19 protein-coding genes are annotated in these 16,306 nt (G+C 68.7%); 10 read left to right on the top strand and 9 right to left on the bottom strand.

Features of this window, described 5'->3' with window-relative positions:
* The first annotated feature begins 61 nt into the window (after positions 1–61).
* Complete coding sequence (locus WYO_RS01650; protein WP_007558266.1) at positions 62–814, top strand: SDR family oxidoreductase; 753 nt, start codon at positions 62–64, stop codon at positions 812–814.
* 35 nt (positions 815–849) lie between these two features.
* On the opposite strand, the gene WYO_RS01645 is transcribed toward WYO_RS01650, so the two are convergent.
* Together WYO_RS01645 and WYO_RS01640 are read right to left on the bottom strand one after the other, a co-directional pair.
* Positions 850–1,506 (bottom strand): SDR family oxidoreductase, encoded by a 657-nt coding sequence (locus WYO_RS01645; RefSeq protein WP_007558265.1) that lies wholly within the window; start codon positions 1,504–1,506, stop codon positions 850–852.
* Positions 1,507–1,732: 226 nt separating this feature from the next.
* A complete protein-coding gene (locus tag WYO_RS01640; protein WP_007558264.1) occupies positions 1,733–2,623 on the bottom strand; it encodes a LysR family transcriptional regulator in 891 nt (296 codons plus the stop codon).
* Between the two features lie 102 nt (positions 2,624–2,725).
* Here WYO_RS01640 and WYO_RS01635 point away from each other — a divergent pair, with 102 nt between their 5' ends.
* Together WYO_RS01635 and WYO_RS01630 are read left to right on the top strand one after the other, a co-directional pair.
* A complete protein-coding gene (locus WYO_RS01635) occupies positions 2,726–3,592 on the top strand; it encodes an NmrA/HSCARG family protein (RefSeq protein WP_007558263.1) in 867 nt (288 codons plus the stop codon).
* Positions 3,593–3,633: 41 nt separating this feature from the next.
* Positions 3,634–4,107: an SRPBCC family protein gene (locus WYO_RS01630; protein WP_007558262.1), complete on the top strand. Its 474-nt coding sequence runs from the start codon at positions 3,634–3,636 to the stop codon at positions 4,105–4,107.
* 49 nt (positions 4,108–4,156) lie between these two features.
* On the opposite strand, the gene WYO_RS01625 is transcribed toward WYO_RS01630, so the two are convergent.
* Both WYO_RS01625 and WYO_RS01620 read right to left on the bottom strand, forming a co-directional pair.
* Positions 4,157–4,876: an NAD-dependent epimerase/dehydratase family protein gene (locus WYO_RS01625; protein WP_052311398.1), complete on the bottom strand. Its 720-nt coding sequence runs from the start codon at positions 4,874–4,876 to the stop codon at positions 4,157–4,159.
* A 62-nt stretch (positions 4,877–4,938) separates the two neighbouring features.
* Positions 4,939–6,051, bottom strand: coding sequence for an aldo/keto reductase (locus WYO_RS01620; protein ID WP_007558260.1), 1,113 nt, complete (start codon positions 6,049–6,051; stop codon positions 4,939–4,941).
* Between the two features lie 95 nt (positions 6,052–6,146).
* Here WYO_RS01620 and WYO_RS01615 point away from each other — a divergent pair, with 95 nt between their 5' ends.
* Positions 6,147–7,031 carry a LysR substrate-binding domain-containing protein gene (locus WYO_RS01615; RefSeq protein ID WP_007558258.1) on the top strand — a complete coding sequence of 295 codons (885 nt, stop codon included), beginning with the start codon at positions 6,147–6,149 and terminating at the stop codon, positions 7,029–7,031.
* Between the two features lie 286 nt (positions 7,032–7,317).
* Here the strand turns inward: WYO_RS01615 and WYO_RS01610 are convergent, their stop codons facing one another.
* Both WYO_RS01610 and umuD read right to left on the bottom strand, forming a co-directional pair.
* Positions 7,318–8,604, bottom strand: a complete 1,287-nt coding sequence (locus tag WYO_RS01610; protein WP_007558256.1) for a Y-family DNA polymerase — start codon at positions 8,602–8,604, stop codon at positions 7,318–7,320.
* Positions 8,601–9,029 carry a translesion error-prone DNA polymerase V autoproteolytic subunit gene (umuD, locus tag WYO_RS01605; RefSeq protein ID WP_007558248.1) on the bottom strand — a complete coding sequence of 143 codons (429 nt, stop codon included), beginning with the start codon at positions 9,027–9,029 and terminating at the stop codon, positions 8,601–8,603. Before umuD ends, WYO_RS01610 begins: the two co-directional genes overlap by 4 nt.
* A 186-nt stretch (positions 9,030–9,215) precedes the next feature.
* Between umuD and WYO_RS01600 the strand changes: the two genes are divergently transcribed.
* From WYO_RS01600 to WYO_RS01580, 5 genes are all read left to right on the top strand, one after another.
* Positions 9,216–9,683 carry a hypothetical protein gene (locus WYO_RS01600; protein WP_007558247.1) on the top strand — a complete coding sequence of 156 codons (468 nt, stop codon included), beginning with the start codon at positions 9,216–9,218 and terminating at the stop codon, positions 9,681–9,683.
* Between the two features lie 249 nt (positions 9,684–9,932).
* Positions 9,933–10,229, top strand: a complete 297-nt coding sequence (locus tag WYO_RS01595) for a hypothetical protein (protein ID WP_007558246.1) — start codon at positions 9,933–9,935, stop codon at positions 10,227–10,229.
* 23 nt (positions 10,230–10,252) lie between these two features.
* Positions 10,253–11,074, top strand: a complete 822-nt coding sequence (locus WYO_RS01590; protein WP_230368065.1) for a DUF3658 domain-containing protein — start codon at positions 10,253–10,255, stop codon at positions 11,072–11,074.
* 134 nt (positions 11,075–11,208) lie between these two features.
* On the top strand, positions 11,209–12,483 hold the full coding sequence (locus WYO_RS01585) for an NAD(P)/FAD-dependent oxidoreductase (RefSeq protein ID WP_007558244.1): 1,275 nt from the start codon (positions 11,209–11,211) through the stop codon (positions 12,481–12,483).
* A gap of 225 nt (positions 12,484–12,708) precedes the next feature.
* A complete protein-coding gene (locus WYO_RS01580) occupies positions 12,709–13,119 on the top strand; it encodes a hypothetical protein (protein WP_007558243.1) in 411 nt (136 codons plus the stop codon).
* Positions 13,120–13,264: 145 nt separating this feature from the next.
* On the opposite strand, the gene WYO_RS01575 is transcribed toward WYO_RS01580, so the two are convergent.
* From WYO_RS01575 to WYO_RS01565, 3 genes are all read right to left on the bottom strand, one after another.
* On the bottom strand, positions 13,265–13,576 hold the full coding sequence (locus WYO_RS01575) for a hypothetical protein (RefSeq protein WP_007558242.1): 312 nt from the start codon (positions 13,574–13,576) through the stop codon (positions 13,265–13,267).
* Positions 13,577–13,853: 277 nt separating this feature from the next.
* Positions 13,854–14,099 carry a hypothetical protein gene (locus WYO_RS01570; protein WP_007558241.1) on the bottom strand — a complete coding sequence of 82 codons (246 nt, stop codon included), beginning with the start codon at positions 14,097–14,099 and terminating at the stop codon, positions 13,854–13,856.
* Between the two features lie 353 nt (positions 14,100–14,452).
* Positions 14,453–14,848: a DUF4149 domain-containing protein gene (locus WYO_RS01565; RefSeq protein ID WP_007558240.1), complete on the bottom strand. Its 396-nt coding sequence runs from the start codon at positions 14,846–14,848 to the stop codon at positions 14,453–14,455.
* A 359-nt stretch (positions 14,849–15,207) separates the two neighbouring features.
* On the opposite strand from WYO_RS01565, the gene WYO_RS01560 reads away from it, so the two are divergent.
* A complete protein-coding gene (locus WYO_RS01560; protein WP_007558238.1) occupies positions 15,208–16,047 on the top strand; it encodes a cobalamin-binding protein in 840 nt (279 codons plus the stop codon).
* Positions 16,048–16,306 lie beyond the last annotated feature (259 nt).

The raw sequence follows: 16,306 nt of genomic DNA, 5'->3' as shown, positions 1-16,306 counted from the left end.
ATTGTAGATCGTCCCGCTGTCCGGATCTATCCATCGCTGGTCACAACCTGATGGAGCCGACATGCAAACCGTCCTGATCACTGGATGCTCGTCCGGGTTCGGTCTTGAGATCGCCCGCCTTTTTTTCGACCGGGGCTGGAACGTGGTAGCCACCATGCGTACGCCGCGCGCGGTGGATCTGCCCGCCTGCGACCGCCTGCGCGTCCTCGCCCTCGACGTCACCGATGCGACGAGCATCCGGCAGGCCATCGAGGCGGCGGGACCCATCGACGTCCTGGTCAACAACGCCGGCATCGGCTGGCTGAACGCGCTCGAAGGCACGCCGATGGAGGTGGTGCGCGAAATCTTCGAGACGAACACGTTCGGGACGATGGCCATGACCCAAGCCGTACTGCCGCAGTTCCGGGAGCGCCGGGCCGGTGTCGTCGTGAACGTGAGCTCCAGCGTCACCCAGAAGCCGCTGCACCTGCTCTCCGTCTACACGGCGAGCAAGGCCGCGGTGAACGCCTTCACGGAGTCCCTGGCCCTGGAGTTGAAGTCGTTCAGCGTGCGGGTGCGCCTAGTCATCCCCGGGCGGGCGCCTGAAACCGCGTTTGGCCAAACCGCACGGGCTCGCATGACGGCGGGCTTCCCCGAACCCTACGCCGGCCTGGTGCAGGAGGTGTTCGCGGCTTGGCAGCAGCAGCCCCCGGACGAGGTGACGCGTTCCGTCGACGTGGCGGAGGCGATCTGGCGCGCCGCGACCGACCCGGCCTGCCCGATGCGCCTGCCCGCCGGAGCCGACGCCGTGGCGCTGGCCGGCCAGGGCGCCTGACCGGCACTTCCCGACCCACCGGGATGGGCCGGCGCTCACCACGTGATCAGGGGCGACCGGCCGATCCAGGCGTCGGTCTCGACTTGGTCGAGAACGAAGCGTGCGACGTCTTCCCGGGCGACGGACCCGCCATGGAAGCCGGCGAGGTCGACGAGCGCGCGGACCGCGCCGCGGCCGGGCTTGTTGCTCAGGACGGTGGGACGGACGAGGACCCAGTCGAGGCCGCTCTGCCTCACGATGTCCTCCTGGCGGTCCTTGTCGACGTAGACATGGCGCAGGAGCAGCGGGAGGATCAGCTTGTCGAAGGCGAAGCCGCCATGCCCCCGGCTGTCGCCGGCGCCGATCCCGGTGACCGCGACCAGGCGCGCGACGCCTTCGTCCCTCATGGCGCCGACGAGGGTTCGGGTGACCTCGGACAGGAGCGTCACCTCCCTGTATGGGCTTGCCGGCGTGCCGAGCGCGCTCACCACCGCGTCCCGCCCCCTCAGCGCCTCGCGCAGCACCTTCGGGTTACGGGCGTCGCCCACCGCCAGCTTGGCGCCGGGAAGGCTTTTCGCCTTCCCGGGCGAGCGCACCAGCGCCGTCACGTCGTAGCCGCGCGCCAGGCTTTGGGCGACGATGAGCCTGCCTGTCCCGCCGGTGGCGCCAAGGACCAGGATCTTCGGTCGGGGTTCGCTCGATACGGTTTGCATGGCTGCCTCCGGGAAGCTGGCTGCTTCTCACGTGGCCAAAGTTAGCGATCCGCGGATGGGCGAATAGTCGTACGATATAGACGTACCGTTCCACTGCGAGACGGCTGGCGCACCTTGGCTGCCAACCTCGAAAAGCTTCGCGCGCTGGTAAGGGAGCACGAGCCGCTGATCGAGGACGCCCGCCGCACCTTCGATGACGCGCAGGCTTCGGGGCGCCGGCCCGTACTCACGTGCCGATGTAAGACGCCAACTCGTCGGGCGTGCCCTGCGGGAACGCCTGCTTCAGGTGGTCGAGGAAGGCCGAGACGCGGGCGCTGAGGAGCCGGCGGGACGGGTAGAGCGTCCAAAGTGCGATCTCTGGCCCCTCGACGTCGCCCCATTGGACCAGCCTGCCCGCGGCAATGTCGTGGCTCACGAGCGAGACGGGCAGGCAGGCCGCCCCGACGCCGGCCCGGACCGCGTCGCGCACCATGATCATCGACGACAGCCTGAGGACGGGCTCGAACGGGATGCGCGGTCTCCCGTCCGGCACCTTCACCTTCCAGGCATCTCCACCGCCCGAACCGCGCACCACCGCCGGAACCGGCCGGTTGCCCTGTGGCTGCCCGAGGGCTGGACTGGCCACGACGACCAGCCTGTCGCGCAGGAAGACGCGGCCGACCAGGCTTTCGTCCGTCTCCGGGTTGACCCGGATCACGACGTCGTAGCCCTCCTCGACCATGTCGACGGCCCGGTCATCCGTCGTGACCTCCAGCCGGACCTCCGGGTGCTTCACGGCGAACTCGGCCGCGAGCTTCCCCATGGCCACCTGTGAGAACAGGAGCGGCGCGCTCACCCGCAGCCGGCCGCGCGGATTCGCGCCGCCCGAGGCGATGGCCGCCGCGGTCTCGTCGAGCTCGGCCAGCAGCATCCCCGTCCGTTCGTGGAGGGCCCGCCCCTCCTCGGTGAGCGTCAGCGTGCGGGCGCCGCGTTCGAACAGGCGGAGTGCAAGCGCGCCCTCCAGCTCCGAGACCCGGCGCGACAGCGTCGCCTTCGGGCGTCCGGCCGCCCGAGCGGCGCGCCCGAACCCGCCATGGCGGGCAACGAGGTTGAAGTCGGTGAGGGCGAGAAGGTCCATGCGTTCCACCAGCGAGACGGACCGTCCAGATATAGCGTCTATCGGTAAGAACGTGGATCGCTAATTTCCGGCCTGTCAGCAGCAGCAACCCGGAGAAACTCCATGACCATCCTCGTCACCGGCGCCACCGGCACCATCGGCCGCCATGTCGTCGACAATCTCGCGAAGCGCGGTGCCGACGTCCGCGCCCTCGTCCGCGATCCGGCCAAAGCGGGACTTCCGGCTGGCGTGGCCCTGGCGCAGGGCGACCTGCTCGACGTCGACGCCCTTCGCGGCGCCTTCCAGGGCGTCTCCACGCTCTTCCTGCTCAACGCCGTGGTGCCCGATGAATTCACCCAGGCGCTGATTGCTCTCAACGTCGCCCGGGAAGCCGGGATCAAGCGGGTCGTCTACCTGTCGGTGATCCACAGCGACGTCTACGTGAACGTGCCCCACTTCGCGGGCAAGTTCGGCGTCGAGCGGATGATCGAGGCGATGGGCTTCGAGGCCACGATCCTGCGCCCCGCCTACTTCATGAGCAACGAGATGACGGTCAAGGACGTCGTCCTGCAGCACGGCGTCTACCCCATGCCCATCGGCGCCAGGGGTTTGGCCATGGTCGACGCGCGCGACCTTGGCGAGGTCGCCGCCCTCGAACTCATCCGCCGGGAGCGGGCCGACGGGCCGTTTCCCCTGGACCGGATCAACGTCGTCGGGCCCGAGACGCTGACGGGCGAGGGCGTGGCCGCGATCTGGTCGGAGGTGCTTGGCCGCCCCATCGCCTATGGCGGGGACGACACCGCCGGGTTCGAGCGGAACCTCCGGCAGTTCATGCCGGGCTGGATGGCCTACGACATGCGCCTGATGGCCGAGCGCTTCTTGACCGACGGCATGGTCCCGGAGGCCGGCGACGTTGAGCGTCTCACCACGCTCCTGGGCCGCCCGCTGCGCACCTACCGCGCGCTCGCCGCCGAGATCGCGACCGCCTGACGCCCAAGCGTCACTCAACCTCCATCAGAAGGCCCATCGTCATGATCTACTCGACCGCAACCGTCCCAGTGAACCCGGACGGGGAGGCTCCCCTGACCCGCACGCAGGCCTGGGCGGGCCTCGTCCTCAAGGCCCGCGACGCCCGCCAGTTCCTGCCGCCGGGGCTCTGCAGTCGGTGCGACGTCGTGGAGGAAAGTGCCACCCACCTCGTGCGCGAGGCCACCATCGGGGGTGTCGACCTGCGCGAGATCATCGCCTTCGAGCCCGGGGCCAAGGTGACCTTCTTCCAGGCCACCGGCCCGCGGGAAGGGGCCATCGTCAACGAGCTGTTCGAGGACGAGGAGGGCGCGCTGCAGCTTCAGTTCTACTGCTACCTCGGCCTGCGCGGGAAGGAACCGGGCGGTCCCGAGGAGCAGGCCGAGCAGGCGCAGTTCGACGGCAGCAAGGGCTACAAGGCCGCGCTGCTGTCGACGCTGAAGCGTACCCGCGAGCTGCTCGCCGAGGGCGCGCTTTAAGGTCGCCGAGGCGGGGCCGCCAAGTGCTTGGGGCGGATACCGGCCGGCCTCAGTCGGTTGCCGACCGGTAGGACCGCAGTTCGTCGATGATGGAGCGGCGAGACGGACGCCAACCGAGTTCGCGCTCCGCCTTCTCCCCGGAGATGACCTGATCGCACGCTATGGCGTCGGCGAACGCCCAAAGCACCGAACGCGCGTCTTCGAGCGTCCATGCTTCCACCCGCCCCCCGGCACCAGCCGCCTCGCTTGCCGCTCGCGCGATTTCGATGAGAGTGGTCGCCGCTCCGTGGACGCCGTTGAAGACCGAACCTGCCGGTGCCCGTTCGAGCGCGAGCGCGTAGAGGTCGGCGAGGTCGTCGGCGTGCACCGTCGTCCAGCGGTTCCGTCCGTCGCCGACGTAGCGCGCCACGCCGTGCTCCGCAGCCGCGCAGACCATCATCATCGCGGTGCCGCCCCGGTTGCCGTAGACCCAACCCGGCCGGATCACGACCGGGTGGATCCCGTCGCCTGCCGTGTCGAGGATCTCCCGTTCGAGGGCTTCGCGGAAGCGGACGAGTTCGAGCGCCCTCAGCGGACTGCCCTCGGTCGCGGGTGTGTCGCCGGTCGGTCCGTAGACCAGGCAGCCACTCGTATAGATGAACCGCTTGGACGTTCCGCGGAGCTCGCCGATGATCGCGCACGCCGCCGTCTCGTCGTAAGCTGCCGTGTTTGCGTCGCCCGGCGAGGCGGCATGGACGACCGCATCACTGCCTCGCCAGCCAGCCCGCAAGTGGAGGTTCCCAGCTTCTGCAAAGGGTGGGTGCTCCCGCTCCATCCGGAATGGCGGGGACGTCAGGACGCCGGAGAGCCCCGCCAAGCCTCGACCGCCTGCCCCCCGAAGATGGTCGGCATCGGCAGGTTGAAGATGAAGTAGGGGTTGAGGCTCGGCGGCCGCCCCGCCGCGTCCAGGCGGCCCTGCTGCTCGGGGGACAGTTTGATGTCGAGCGCGCCGATGTTCTGAACGAGCTGCTCCGGGCGGCTCGCGCCCACGAGGACCGACGAGACGCCGGGCCGACGTGCGACCCAGGCGAGCGCGACCTGTGCCATTGGCCGGCCGTTCTCCTCCGCCACGGCCCGCAGCACGTCCACCACCGCGAAGTTGGCCTCCGTGAAAAGCATGCCGCCGAACGGGTTGTCGCCGTTTAGCCGCCCGTCGCTGCCGCCGACAGCCGCGTCGCCCCCACGGTCCGGGAGCGACCCCGCCGGCCCGGCTTCGGCGAGCTTGTCGCGCCCGTACTTGCCCGTCAGCAGGCCTGCCGCCAGGGGGCTCCACGGCACCAGTCCCATGCCGAGCGCCCGGCCAGCGGGCAGTACGTCGAGTTCCACCCCGCGGTCGACCAGCGAGTAGGCGTATTGCAGGCCGACCGGCTCCGGTAGGCCGTGGGCGCGCGCCAGGGTGGCGATCTGGGCCGCGTACCAGGCCGGGGCGTTCGAGAAGCCGTAGTAGAGGATGTCGCCGCGCGCGACGGCATCGGTCAGGGCGCGCAGCACCTCCTCGGGCGGCGTGGTCCGGTCCCAGACATGCGTCCAGTAGAGATCGATCCAGCCGGTCTTGAGGCGGCGCAGCGAGCCTTCCAGGCCCGTGCGGATGTTGCGGGCGCTGTTGCCGCCCGCGAGCGGCGTGCCCTGCGCGCGCGAGAAGCCGGACTTCGTCGCGATGACGAGACGGTCGCGCAGCCCGCGCTCCGCGACCATGTCGCCGAGCATCGTCTCGCTCGTGCCGCCCGAATAGACGTCGGCCGTGTCGATGAAGTTGCCGCCTGCCTCGACGTAGCAGTCGAAGATCGCGCCCGCAGCGGTCGCGTCGCAGCCCCACCGGCCCGCGCCGAAGGTCATGGTGCCGAGGGCGAGCGGACTCACCGCCAAGCCCGAGCGTCCCAGGGTCCGATACTGCGTCAGGTCCATCGTCGCGCCTCTCTGTTGAAGCGCGAGAGGTAATCCGCGACCGGCGCCGCGATTAGACGCTATACTCGGCAAGGGCTTATGAGCATGGCTCAGGAATGCGACGCGGTACCCTCGACGATCTGGCGGCCTTCGCGGCGGTGGCGCGCCATCGCAGCTTCACCCGGGCGGGGGCCGAGATGGGGCTCTCGGCCTCCGCCCTCAGCCACACGATGCGGGCGCTGGAAGCGCGCTACGACGTGCGGCTTCTCGCCCGCACCACGCGCAGCGTCGCACCGACCCCCGCCGGCGAACGGCTGCTGCGCTCCGTCGCCCCCGCGCTCGACGAGGTCGCCCGGGGCCTCGACGCGCTGGCCGACTGGCGGGGCGAGCCCTCGGGTAGCCTGCGCCTGACGACGTTTCCCTATGCCGCCCGGACCATCCTCGAACCGAGGCTGCCCCGCTTCCTCATCGACCACCCGGCCGTCTCGGTGGAGGTGATCGTCGACGACCGGCTGACCGACATCGTGGCGGCGGGCTTCGACGCCGGCATCCGGTTCGGCGAGTCGGTCGAGCGGGACATGGTCGCGGTGCGCGTCGGGCCAGACCTGCGCACGGTGGTGGTCGGGACTCCGGACTACTTCGTGCGCCACCCGCGACCCGACACGCCGGCCGACCTGGAGGCGCACCGCTGCGTGAACTACCGCTTGGTCGGCGGAGGTGGCCTGCTGCCATGGGAGTTCGCCCGCGACGACCGAGAGGTTCGGGTCCGCGCGAGCGGCCAATTGATCGCGAACGACGGGAACCTGGCGGCGGCCGCCGTTAGGGCCGGGGCCGGGCTCGGCTACATGCTGGAGGACGAGGTCGCCGACGACATCGCGGCCGGCCGTCTGATTCAGGTGCTCGATTCCTGGTGCCCGCCGTTCCCTGGCTGCCATCTCTATTACCCGGACCGGCAGGTCACACCGGCGATGCGAAGCCTGATCGAGGCCCTTCGCTGGTAAGGCGGGGCGTCCCGGTAAGGCCGCCTCGCCTTTCGGGCATCCAAGCGTTGCGTCAGTCGCTGGCGACCTCCGCCGCGAAATCGCGGTATGCCTCGGCAACGGCGGTACATGCGCGATGAAAGCCCATGGGTGCCCGAAGGGACTTCACGCGGTTGAACGACCGAACTGGCTTGTCTGTCTTGAATCGGTCGTGCGGGCCCCAGGAAGGTCGCACGTCCTTCGGATGAGCCCCACGGGGTCGCTAATGTGCCCGTACCTGCTGTTGATCGAACACCCGGTAAATCGTTCATGCCGCCATCACCACCGGCACCTCGTCGACCCTGGTGGTGTAGCGGGGCGAGCGCATCTCGAACTTGGTCGACCATTCGCGCTTGGGGTCGAACCCGGCGCTGCCCGGCACGACGACTCCCCGCCCGAAGCGCCGATTGCAGGCATCGAGGGCACCCATCAGCGCCGCCCCGTGCTCCCGGTCTAGTTGCCCCAGCCCCGGGAAGGCCCGCTGCGAGGCCGCCAGGGGCACGAGATCCGTGGTGACGACACCGGCCTTGGAATAGCGGTAGCCGTCCCTCCAGGTCTTCCGGACGCCGTGCAGGCACGCCTTAACGAGCACCAGGGTATCGTTTGACGCCTCCGGCAGGGTCACCACCGACGAGACCGAACGCTGCGGCCGGTCCCGGTCGTGTTCGGAGGTGTGGAAGAAGACCGCGACGTGATCGGTGCCGAGGCCGCCAGCGCGCAGCTTCTCGCCCAGCCTAGCGGCGTGAGTGGCCACGGCTTGCTCCATGGTGGCGAGGTCCTCGACCCGGTCGGAGAAGCTCCGGGTTACCGCGCAGCCCTTCCGGGTCGGGGCGACCTCCTCCAGGTCGAGGCAGGCCATGCCACGCAGTTCCTGAACGAGTCGCTCGCCCACCACCGTCATCGCCTTGCGCACCGCCCGGGTGTCGAGGTCGCGCACGTCGGCGACGCTCTCGCAGCCCAGGGCCTCCAGCTTGCGGGCGTTAGCCGGCCCGACGCCCCAGATGTCCTCGGGCGGGATGCGGGCCATCCAGTGGTCGTACTGGACCGGATCGGTCAGGTCGCACACCCCGCCGAGCTCGGGCACCTTCTTGGCCACGTGGTTGGCGAGTTTCGCCAGCGTCTTTGTGGCGCCGATGCCGACGCAGGTCGGAATGCCCGTCCACGCCCGCACCGTCTCGCGCATGTCCCGGCACAGGGTCACTCGGTCGGCCTCGCGCACGTCCGAGAGATCCAAAAAGCTCTCGTCGATGGAGTAGATCTCGATGCGCGGCGAGAACCCCCGGTAGACCGTGTTCACCCGGGCCGACATGTCCCCGTACAGGGCATAGTTCGAGGAGTAGACCCGCACGCCCTGCGACTTGCACATGTCGCGGATCTTGAAGAATGGCTCGCCCATGCGGATGCCGAGCGCCTTTGCCTCCGGGGTCCGGGCAATCGCGCAACCGTCGTTGTTCGACAGCACAATCACGGGCACCCGGGCCAGGCGGGCGTCGAACACCCTCTCGCACGAGCAGTAGAAGCTGTTGCCGTCGGAGAGGGCGTAGGCCCGGCTCATTCCGCGCGGCGCCTCGGGTTGATCGACCCCGACACCACGCCCCACACCTCGACAACCGCGTCCGGGGCGAGGCTGAACTCGGGAAAGCGCGGGTTGGCGAAGGACAGAATGACCCGCGGGCCCTGGCGCCGCCAGACCTTGAACGAGCGCTCTCCGTCGATGTCTACGACCACTACGTCGCCGTTACGCGGGGTCAGCGACCGGTCGACCACCGCGAGGTCGCCGTCGTGCAGGCGGGCCAGGAGCATGCTGTCGCCCGCCACCCGGACGAGGAATGTCGCCGGCCGGTTCGCGATCAGCAGCCGTTGGAGGTCGATCTCTTCCTCGACGAAGTCGTCCGCCGGGCTGGGGAAGCCCGCGCGGACCGCCCTGGCGAGGATGGGGACCGGGGTCGGCAACCCGACCGTGACACCCAGGACCTGCATGCGCGCGCTCCACGAATCCACAAAGAACAAAAGTGGAACACAGGCCCGTGGTTCCTCCAAGCGGTTAAGCTTGCAACATCGCCGTTCCCTGTATGGATGTGGATAACCCGACGTGATGCTTGACCGTGCGGGCACGGGGACATGCCCTTACCCGAACGACGGGCAGTTCCGGGACCGGGGCGACACATGCGGCGTACGACCCTAGCCATCGCGTTGCTGACGTTCGCTAACTTACCAGCACGGGCCGCCGGAGACTTCCCCCTCGCGTCCTGCAAGGGCTGGAACGGGACGGTGGTCGAGCGCGACGGCATCGACACCACCCACGCCACCATGCGCGGGATCGTCACTAAGGCGGACTTGCAGGAATACTGCGAGCGCGACCCCGGCGGGGAAACCAAGCAGTTCGGCGGCAAGCTGACGACAGCCCAGTGCGTCGCGAACTATCTGCGCAGCGAGGGGCGGGCCACCATGGCCGCGCAGGCGAACTGCAAGGCAGGTACGGTTAGCTACCGGTACGGCGACCGCCAAGCCGCGAAAACCCGCTTCCCGCTTGGCCCGGACGGCGACACCTCTTGCGCATCGGGTAACCCGCCGATGATCGAGCAGTTCAAGATGCTGTGCCCCGCCGCAGCAAAAAGATTGAAGGTGGAATAGGGCGCGACCATACAGGGAGGGGCGAAAGACCACTCGGCGGGGCAAAACCTCGAACGACGATTTCGGCCGCGTCGCCCCCCTTTTGGCGACCGGCATTTCGGCTGCGGAGGACCACGGTTACAATTCGAAAAGCCGGCGTGCCCTGCGGTCACATCCGGGATCAATGTCGGACCGATCATCGCAAATGAGCCCACCGGTTCGGGCCGGCCGCGCCTAGTGCCGGGCGAGGCATCGAGCGGGGAGGTTCGGATGAAGGCATTGCGAGTGACAGGGGCATGGCTCGCGGTAGCCGTCGCTTCCATCGTCCCGCCTTTCGCACAAGCCCAGGCCGGCCAGGGGACCGTGGCGTGCCGCGACGAGATCGGGTCCGCTGCCGCCAAGCGTCTCGTCACGCAGTGTTTCGATGCCTCGCCGGCCACGCACCCGCCGTGCAACGTCGTGAACCCGTGCGCGATGATCCGCGAGGAGATCGCGCGCAGTTGCAAGCTGTTCGAGGCGTCGGGTCCGCTACCAGCGGACCTGTGCGCCACGGGGCGTACGCCGTGACCGGCGCGTCGGAGGTCGTCCACTTGGCCTGGGGCTCGGCCAGGGCCGACTCCGTCAGGCAGGCCTTGCGGATGCAGGGCCGCGCGGAACGGGTGATCGCACTGACGCACGTCCTCGACGTGGGGCCCATCGAACCATTCGACCCCGAGGCGCGCCGGATTTGGTTCGCCGAGAACACGCGGCCGGACGACGAACCGGAAGGGGAGCCCACCGATCCGGAGGTACCCTGGGCGGAGGCGACGGACCCCGGCGTCCATCCGGTCTACTGGGTCTGCCTGACCGACGCGGCGGAGCACGCTTGCTTCCTTCGGTTCGTCACCCGCATGGCCGGGCGCCCCTTCGACATCGTCGAGGTGATAGGCTCGGACTTCCCCCGACCGGGTGCCGCCTCAACGGTATGGTCGTTGGGTCAGTTGCGTCCCGAGGAGATGGTCGCGGCCGATCTCGTGAGCGGGAGAAGGCCCTTCACCGAAGCCGAGAACGAACCGGCCACGGCCCGCTGGGCGAAACTGCGGCGGGAAAACGCGCCGCTGCGCATCGTTCGGGACGGGTACTTGGTCTCGGCGCCCCTGACCCATTTCGACGACGTCCTGACCGGGTTCGCCACCGGGGAATGGAAGTTGCTGATCAAACTGGTCGCCCGCGTGATCGGTCATCTCGACGACGGCTCAGACCAGCCGGGACAGGGATGCAGCTACGAGCTCCTATTCGCGCGCATCCTGGCGCTGGGGCAATCCGGAGCGCTGGAGGTTACCGGTTCGGGACCGGGTATGCGGGACTACAAGGTTCGGAGGTTTGCGGACGGTCACGGGATGGTGCACGCGCCCGGACGTCCGATGACCTAGGATGGCCCCCGTCGGTCGTGCCCGGCACCCCACGTCGATGATTGGCGGCCTCGGTGGGCGGCTTTGGGCCTGAAGCCAGGCCGCGGGGCCGCGGTGACCTTGGAAGCCGTGTCGGCCGACCTCACCTTGGACGGATGACCAGCGAATTCGACGTGATCGTCGTGGGGGGAGGCGCCGCCGGCATCGGTGCGGTTCGGAGGCTCGTGGACAGTGGCGCCTCGTGCCTGCTTCTGGAAGCCTCCCAGCGGCTAGGGGGGCGTGCCTATACCCAGGACCTCGGAGGTTATCCTCTCGACCTCGGCTGCGAGTGGCTCCATTCGGGCGACCGCAATGCGTGGGTCGGCATCGCCGAGGCATCCGGCTTCCCGGTCGACCGGAGTGACCCGCCGTGGTCGAAGGCGCATCCCTCGCTGGCCGACGACAAGGACGACCAAGAGGCGGCGTGGAAGGCCTATGGCGATTGGGAAAAGCGACTCCGTACGGTCGCCTCGGGCAGCGACCGTGCCAGCGATGCCCTGGAACAGGGCGGTGCCTGGAATGGCTACGTGCGGGCCATCGCGGGCTTCATGAGCGGCGTCGCGCCCGAGGACATCTCAGCGACCGACTACCTGGCCTACGACGACGCCTCGACCGGTAAGAACTGGCACTTGCCGCTCGGCTACGGCACCTTGGTCGCCGCCAGCTTGCCGTCCTCGGCGACGGTCCGGCTGGCCACGCCAGCCGAACGCATCGACCTGACTGGGGACGGCGTCGAGGTGACCACCCGCGCGGGTACCATCCGCGCCAAGGCCGCCGTTCTTACGGTCTCGACCGCGGTCCTGGCCGGCGACGCGATCCGCCTTCCCCGCGGCATCGACCCTTGGCGAGAAGCGGCCGCCGCCCTTCCCCTCGGGCGCAACGAGAAGATCTTTCTGGAGATCGAGCGCGACACCGCGTTCGGGCCGGACTCGCATGCCTACGGCAACCTGGAGGACCCGAGGTCGGCGGCCTATTCCATACGACCCAACGGCTGGCCGGTGATCGAGGCCTTCCTCGGTGGCGAGGGCGCGCGCATCCTGGAGGAGGAGGGCCCGGCCGACGGCTTCGCCTTCGTGACGGCGCAGTTGGCCGCCCTGTTCGGCAGCGACGTGGCGTCGGCGATCCGGCCGCTCGCGGCGACCTCGTGGAGCCGGATCGCGTCCATAGGCGGCGCGTATAGCTGCGCGCTTCCTGGTCGCTCGCAGGCGCGTTCGCGCTTGGCGCAGCCTTTCGAGAACCGGCTGTTCTTCGCTGGCGAGGCGACGCATCCCTTCGACTTCACGACCGCCCACGGTGCCCACGACAGCGGGCAACGCGCCGCCGACGAGGCCTTGGCTGCTCTTCGGGACAGCCATGTCCTGGATAGGCGGGATCCCCCGTTCGCAGCCTGACCGGCCAGATGGTGACCTCGTTTCCCCGGGGACGGCGCAGTCGCCGCCGAAGAGGGGTGATGCTCCCGCCCAGGCATCATGGTTGCTTGCTGGAGATCCTGGTCGGCGATGCTGCGGCCATCTGCCATCGGACGGGCACCCCACCGTGCCATGGCGCACATAGCCTTGGAACGGCGCACGCCCCGAGCTGTTGAGGTGCCATTCCCATGCGACATGAGATTTCGGATGCGTAAGATCGCACTCGCTTCCACGGCTTTGCTTGGCCTCGGGCTCTTGGCATCGGCACCCGCAGAGGCCCGCGGCTGGGGCTACGGCGGTGGCTACGGTTACGGCCATGGCGGATACGGTTATGGCGGCGGATATCGCGGCGTGGGCTTCCGCGGCGGCTACGGCGGCTACGGACGCGGTTACGGCTATCGCGGTTATGGCTATCGCCGCGGCATCGGCCCCGGCGCAGCCATCGGCCTCGGGATCGCCGGCCTCGCCGCAGGTGCCATCGTCGCGAACTCGTACGGTGGCTACGGTTACGGCTATGGCCGCCCGGTCGGATATTACGGCGGCTACGGCTATGCTCCGGCTTACGGATACGCTCCAGCTTATGGCTACGGATACCCCGCTTACGGCTACGGATACTGAAACATCACTTCGAACGGCGGGTCGCAGGCTTCGCCATAACGTCTAACGACAGAGGCGTCCGACGGACTGTCGGGCGCCTCTTTGCGTATGGGAGCATCCTGCGAGCGTCGACTAGAGCCCGATGCGTCCACTAGGTGCGTCGCCTTCAGGTCGACGAGACCATTTCCCCTGGTGTCGGTTCGGCCCCGGCGGCACCGGGTTCAGGCCCGGACGGGGACGCCGGCACGGTGGCGCTGGAGGCCGCGACGAGTGAGCCGATCACGCCAAGCAGCGCGAGCCGCTCCGGGCTGTCCGCCTCGGAGGAGAGGAAAGTCGAGAGTTCGACGCGGGACGGTCTCCCGCCTGAGGGACCGTTCGGCTCATGGAGGACGAACACGTCCGTCGGGTTCTTGCCGACGCACAGGAACCAGTTGTCGCCGTTCGATGCGGCGTAGATAAGTTTGCGCGCGATGGTCATAACCTCGACGGCCTCCTCGTTCACGAGGTCAACTAGGGCTGGGGATCAGACATGTCCGACGAGAAGGACCGTACCGACGAGGCACCCGAACCGACCGAGGACCTTGGGCTGCCGACGCCGCCGAGCCCGGGACGCGTCCCGCCTCCCCATTTGCCACCGCCTCCAAAGGACGACACCCCGCCCGCGGAACCGCAGACAGACGGCTGGCCATGAGGTCGGCGGCGCTTGAGGGGTGTGGCCTGCCCCACGTGATCCCGCGCCCCTCGGGAGGGCCGTCTCAGGCCATCAGGCGGTGGGTGTTGTCGGCGACGAGTTCCCTGTAGCGGGCGATGACGTCGCTCTGACTTCCCCCCGCCATCAGGGTGTTGGCGGCCTCCATCGCGGCGACCACCTTCTCGCCGACCATCGAGACCATCTCAGCCTGGCCCTCGGCGCCGCCCCAGGCGATCCGCACCAGCCGCAACTCGATGACCTTCTGCGCCTCCACGGTAAGCAGGAAGGCGGCATAGAGGGGGTTCAGCATGGGGGCTCCGGCCTGACGATATACGTGGGCAACGCCTGGCCGTGGGCCCGGTCCCTGCGGATGATGACGCAGGACGCCTACCGTTCGCGGGCGGCGACGCCCGAGCCCGGCGACGTGGCGGTGTCCTCGGAGATACCCGACCGGTTTGTCGGGACGCGGCCGGCAAGCCGCCAAGCCGCAACCCCTACGTCTTCCTCGACCTGCCCTTGTCGCGCATCTTCGGGGGTCAGACCGTACGGGCTTGGTAGATGCGCTGCTCTCGACCAGACATGCGGACGCGTAAAGTGCCTGCGGGACGCTGGGACCTTGCCTATCCCGCGACGCACCTCCCGAGAGCGCATCGGCTTTCACGCCTATGCGGAAAGCCTGAGGATCACCGCGGACGATCCGACGATGTGGGCCAGGGTGACCAGGACCGACCCGGTATGAAGCACGCCGAAGCGCCTGCGATTGCCTACATCGCTCGCCGCGTTGATGGCCGGCATGAGAACCTGCCGCGCCAGGAGGGCCGTGAAGGCGATGAGCCCGAGGATGAGGGCGGAGGTCCCATCGAGATTGGCCGTCAGCGCCGCGCCGGCGAGGGCGCACCCTATGACGAAGGCGTAGAAGTGCGGGAAGGCGCGCCGCAGTAGCGGGCCTGCGGCTTCGGCAGGCAGGGCGCTGAAGAGGAACGAGGCGAAGCCGAACGAGTACAGGACCATTCCCCCGAACAGGAGGGCTGTCAGGAGGACGGCCGCTTGGGAGAGCATCGTTCCAGACCTTTTATTCAAGGATCGCCCTTGCGGGCGGGATTGATTTCGCTCGGCTCGACCGGGTCGCGTGTCGGTGGTGGCGCACGAGGGGGTTTCGGGGACGACCCTATGCGTCATCGGACGTTGGCGACACTCGTTGGCCCCGCGTCATTCGCGCCCCGGCCCGTCTGGGAGCGCCCCGCCGGCAGCAGGCGCCCTGGAACGTTGCGTCGCGCGACTCCGAGGGTAACGCGTAACGGGTCACGCCATGCGCTACGCGTTACGGCTTCGAGTTGAGGGCCCGAGGCCAATGGCTGGGTGGCGTCTTCCTCGTACGACTGCCATGCCCGGGCCTACCGCGGACATCGGGCGGTCGCTTGCGCTATGGATGGGCATGCCGCTTCCCGCCTGAACGGATCGTCTGCCTGACCGAGGAAACGGTCGAGACCCTGTACCTGCTGGGAGAGCAGGACCGGATCGTCGGCGTGTCCGGCTACGCCGTCCGCCCGCCCCAGGTCCGTCGCGAGAAGCCCCGGGTGTCGGCCTTCACCAACGCCGACATCCCCAAGATCCTGGCACTCGCGCCGGACTTGGTCCTGGCCTTCTCGGACTTGCAGGCCGGCATCGTCGCCGACCTCGCCCGGGCCGGGGTCGCGGTCCACCTCTTCAACCAGCGGGACGTGGCCGGCATCCTCGCCATGATCCGGACGGTGGGCGCCCTCGTGGACGCAAGGGACCGGGCGGAGGCGCTGGCCCGCGGCTACGAGGAACGGCTGGTGACGGTCGCCGGACAATCGCACGGACGCCCGCGGCCCCGTGTGTACTTCGAGGAATGGGACGAGCCGCTGATCTCCAGCATCGGATGGGTATCCGAGCTCGTGCGCATCGCGGGCGGCGACGACGTATTCCCCGAACTCGCCCGGCAGCCGGCCGCCAAGGACCGCATCGTCACGCCGGAGGCGGTGTTGGCCTCACGGCCGGAAGTCATCCTGGCGTCTTGGTGCGGGAAGAAGGTAGTGCCGTCCCGCATCGCGTCGCGGCCCGGCTGGTCGTCGATGCCGGCGGTCGCGGAGGGACGGATCGTCGAGATAAAATCGCCGCTCATCCTCCAGCCTGGGCCGGCTGCACTCACCGATGGGCTCGACGCCATTCTGCGTGCCTTAGCCGCCCCGATGAATCGTCCGACTGCGCCGATCTCAGTTCAAAGTCATACGTAAGGAATGGGCCATGACATGCTGATGTCATGGCCGCCGCTTTTAGGGCCGCTTCGCCTTCTGAGCTGACTTCGCCTTCGGACATCGGAAGCCGCAGGGTGGAAGGTCCGCAACGAGGCACATTCAGACGAGGGCCTAGGCCGTAACAAAGGTCTGCTTCTTCGTTTTAAACGCTGGAAGCGGATGGGCCGGTTTCGGCCAGCATCGGCCGTTGTGAGGGAGCCGCGCGGACGTCTCAGATGGGTGGATTTGCGACTGTCTG

The sequence above is a fragment of the Methylobacterium sp. GXF4 genome, assembly GCF_000272495.1.
Taxonomy (GTDB): domain Bacteria; phylum Pseudomonadota; class Alphaproteobacteria; order Rhizobiales; family Beijerinckiaceae; genus Methylobacterium; species Methylobacterium brachiatum.
The sequence above is the reverse complement of the archived record's forward strand: the minus strand, read 5'-3'. Positions and strand labels throughout refer to the sequence as shown.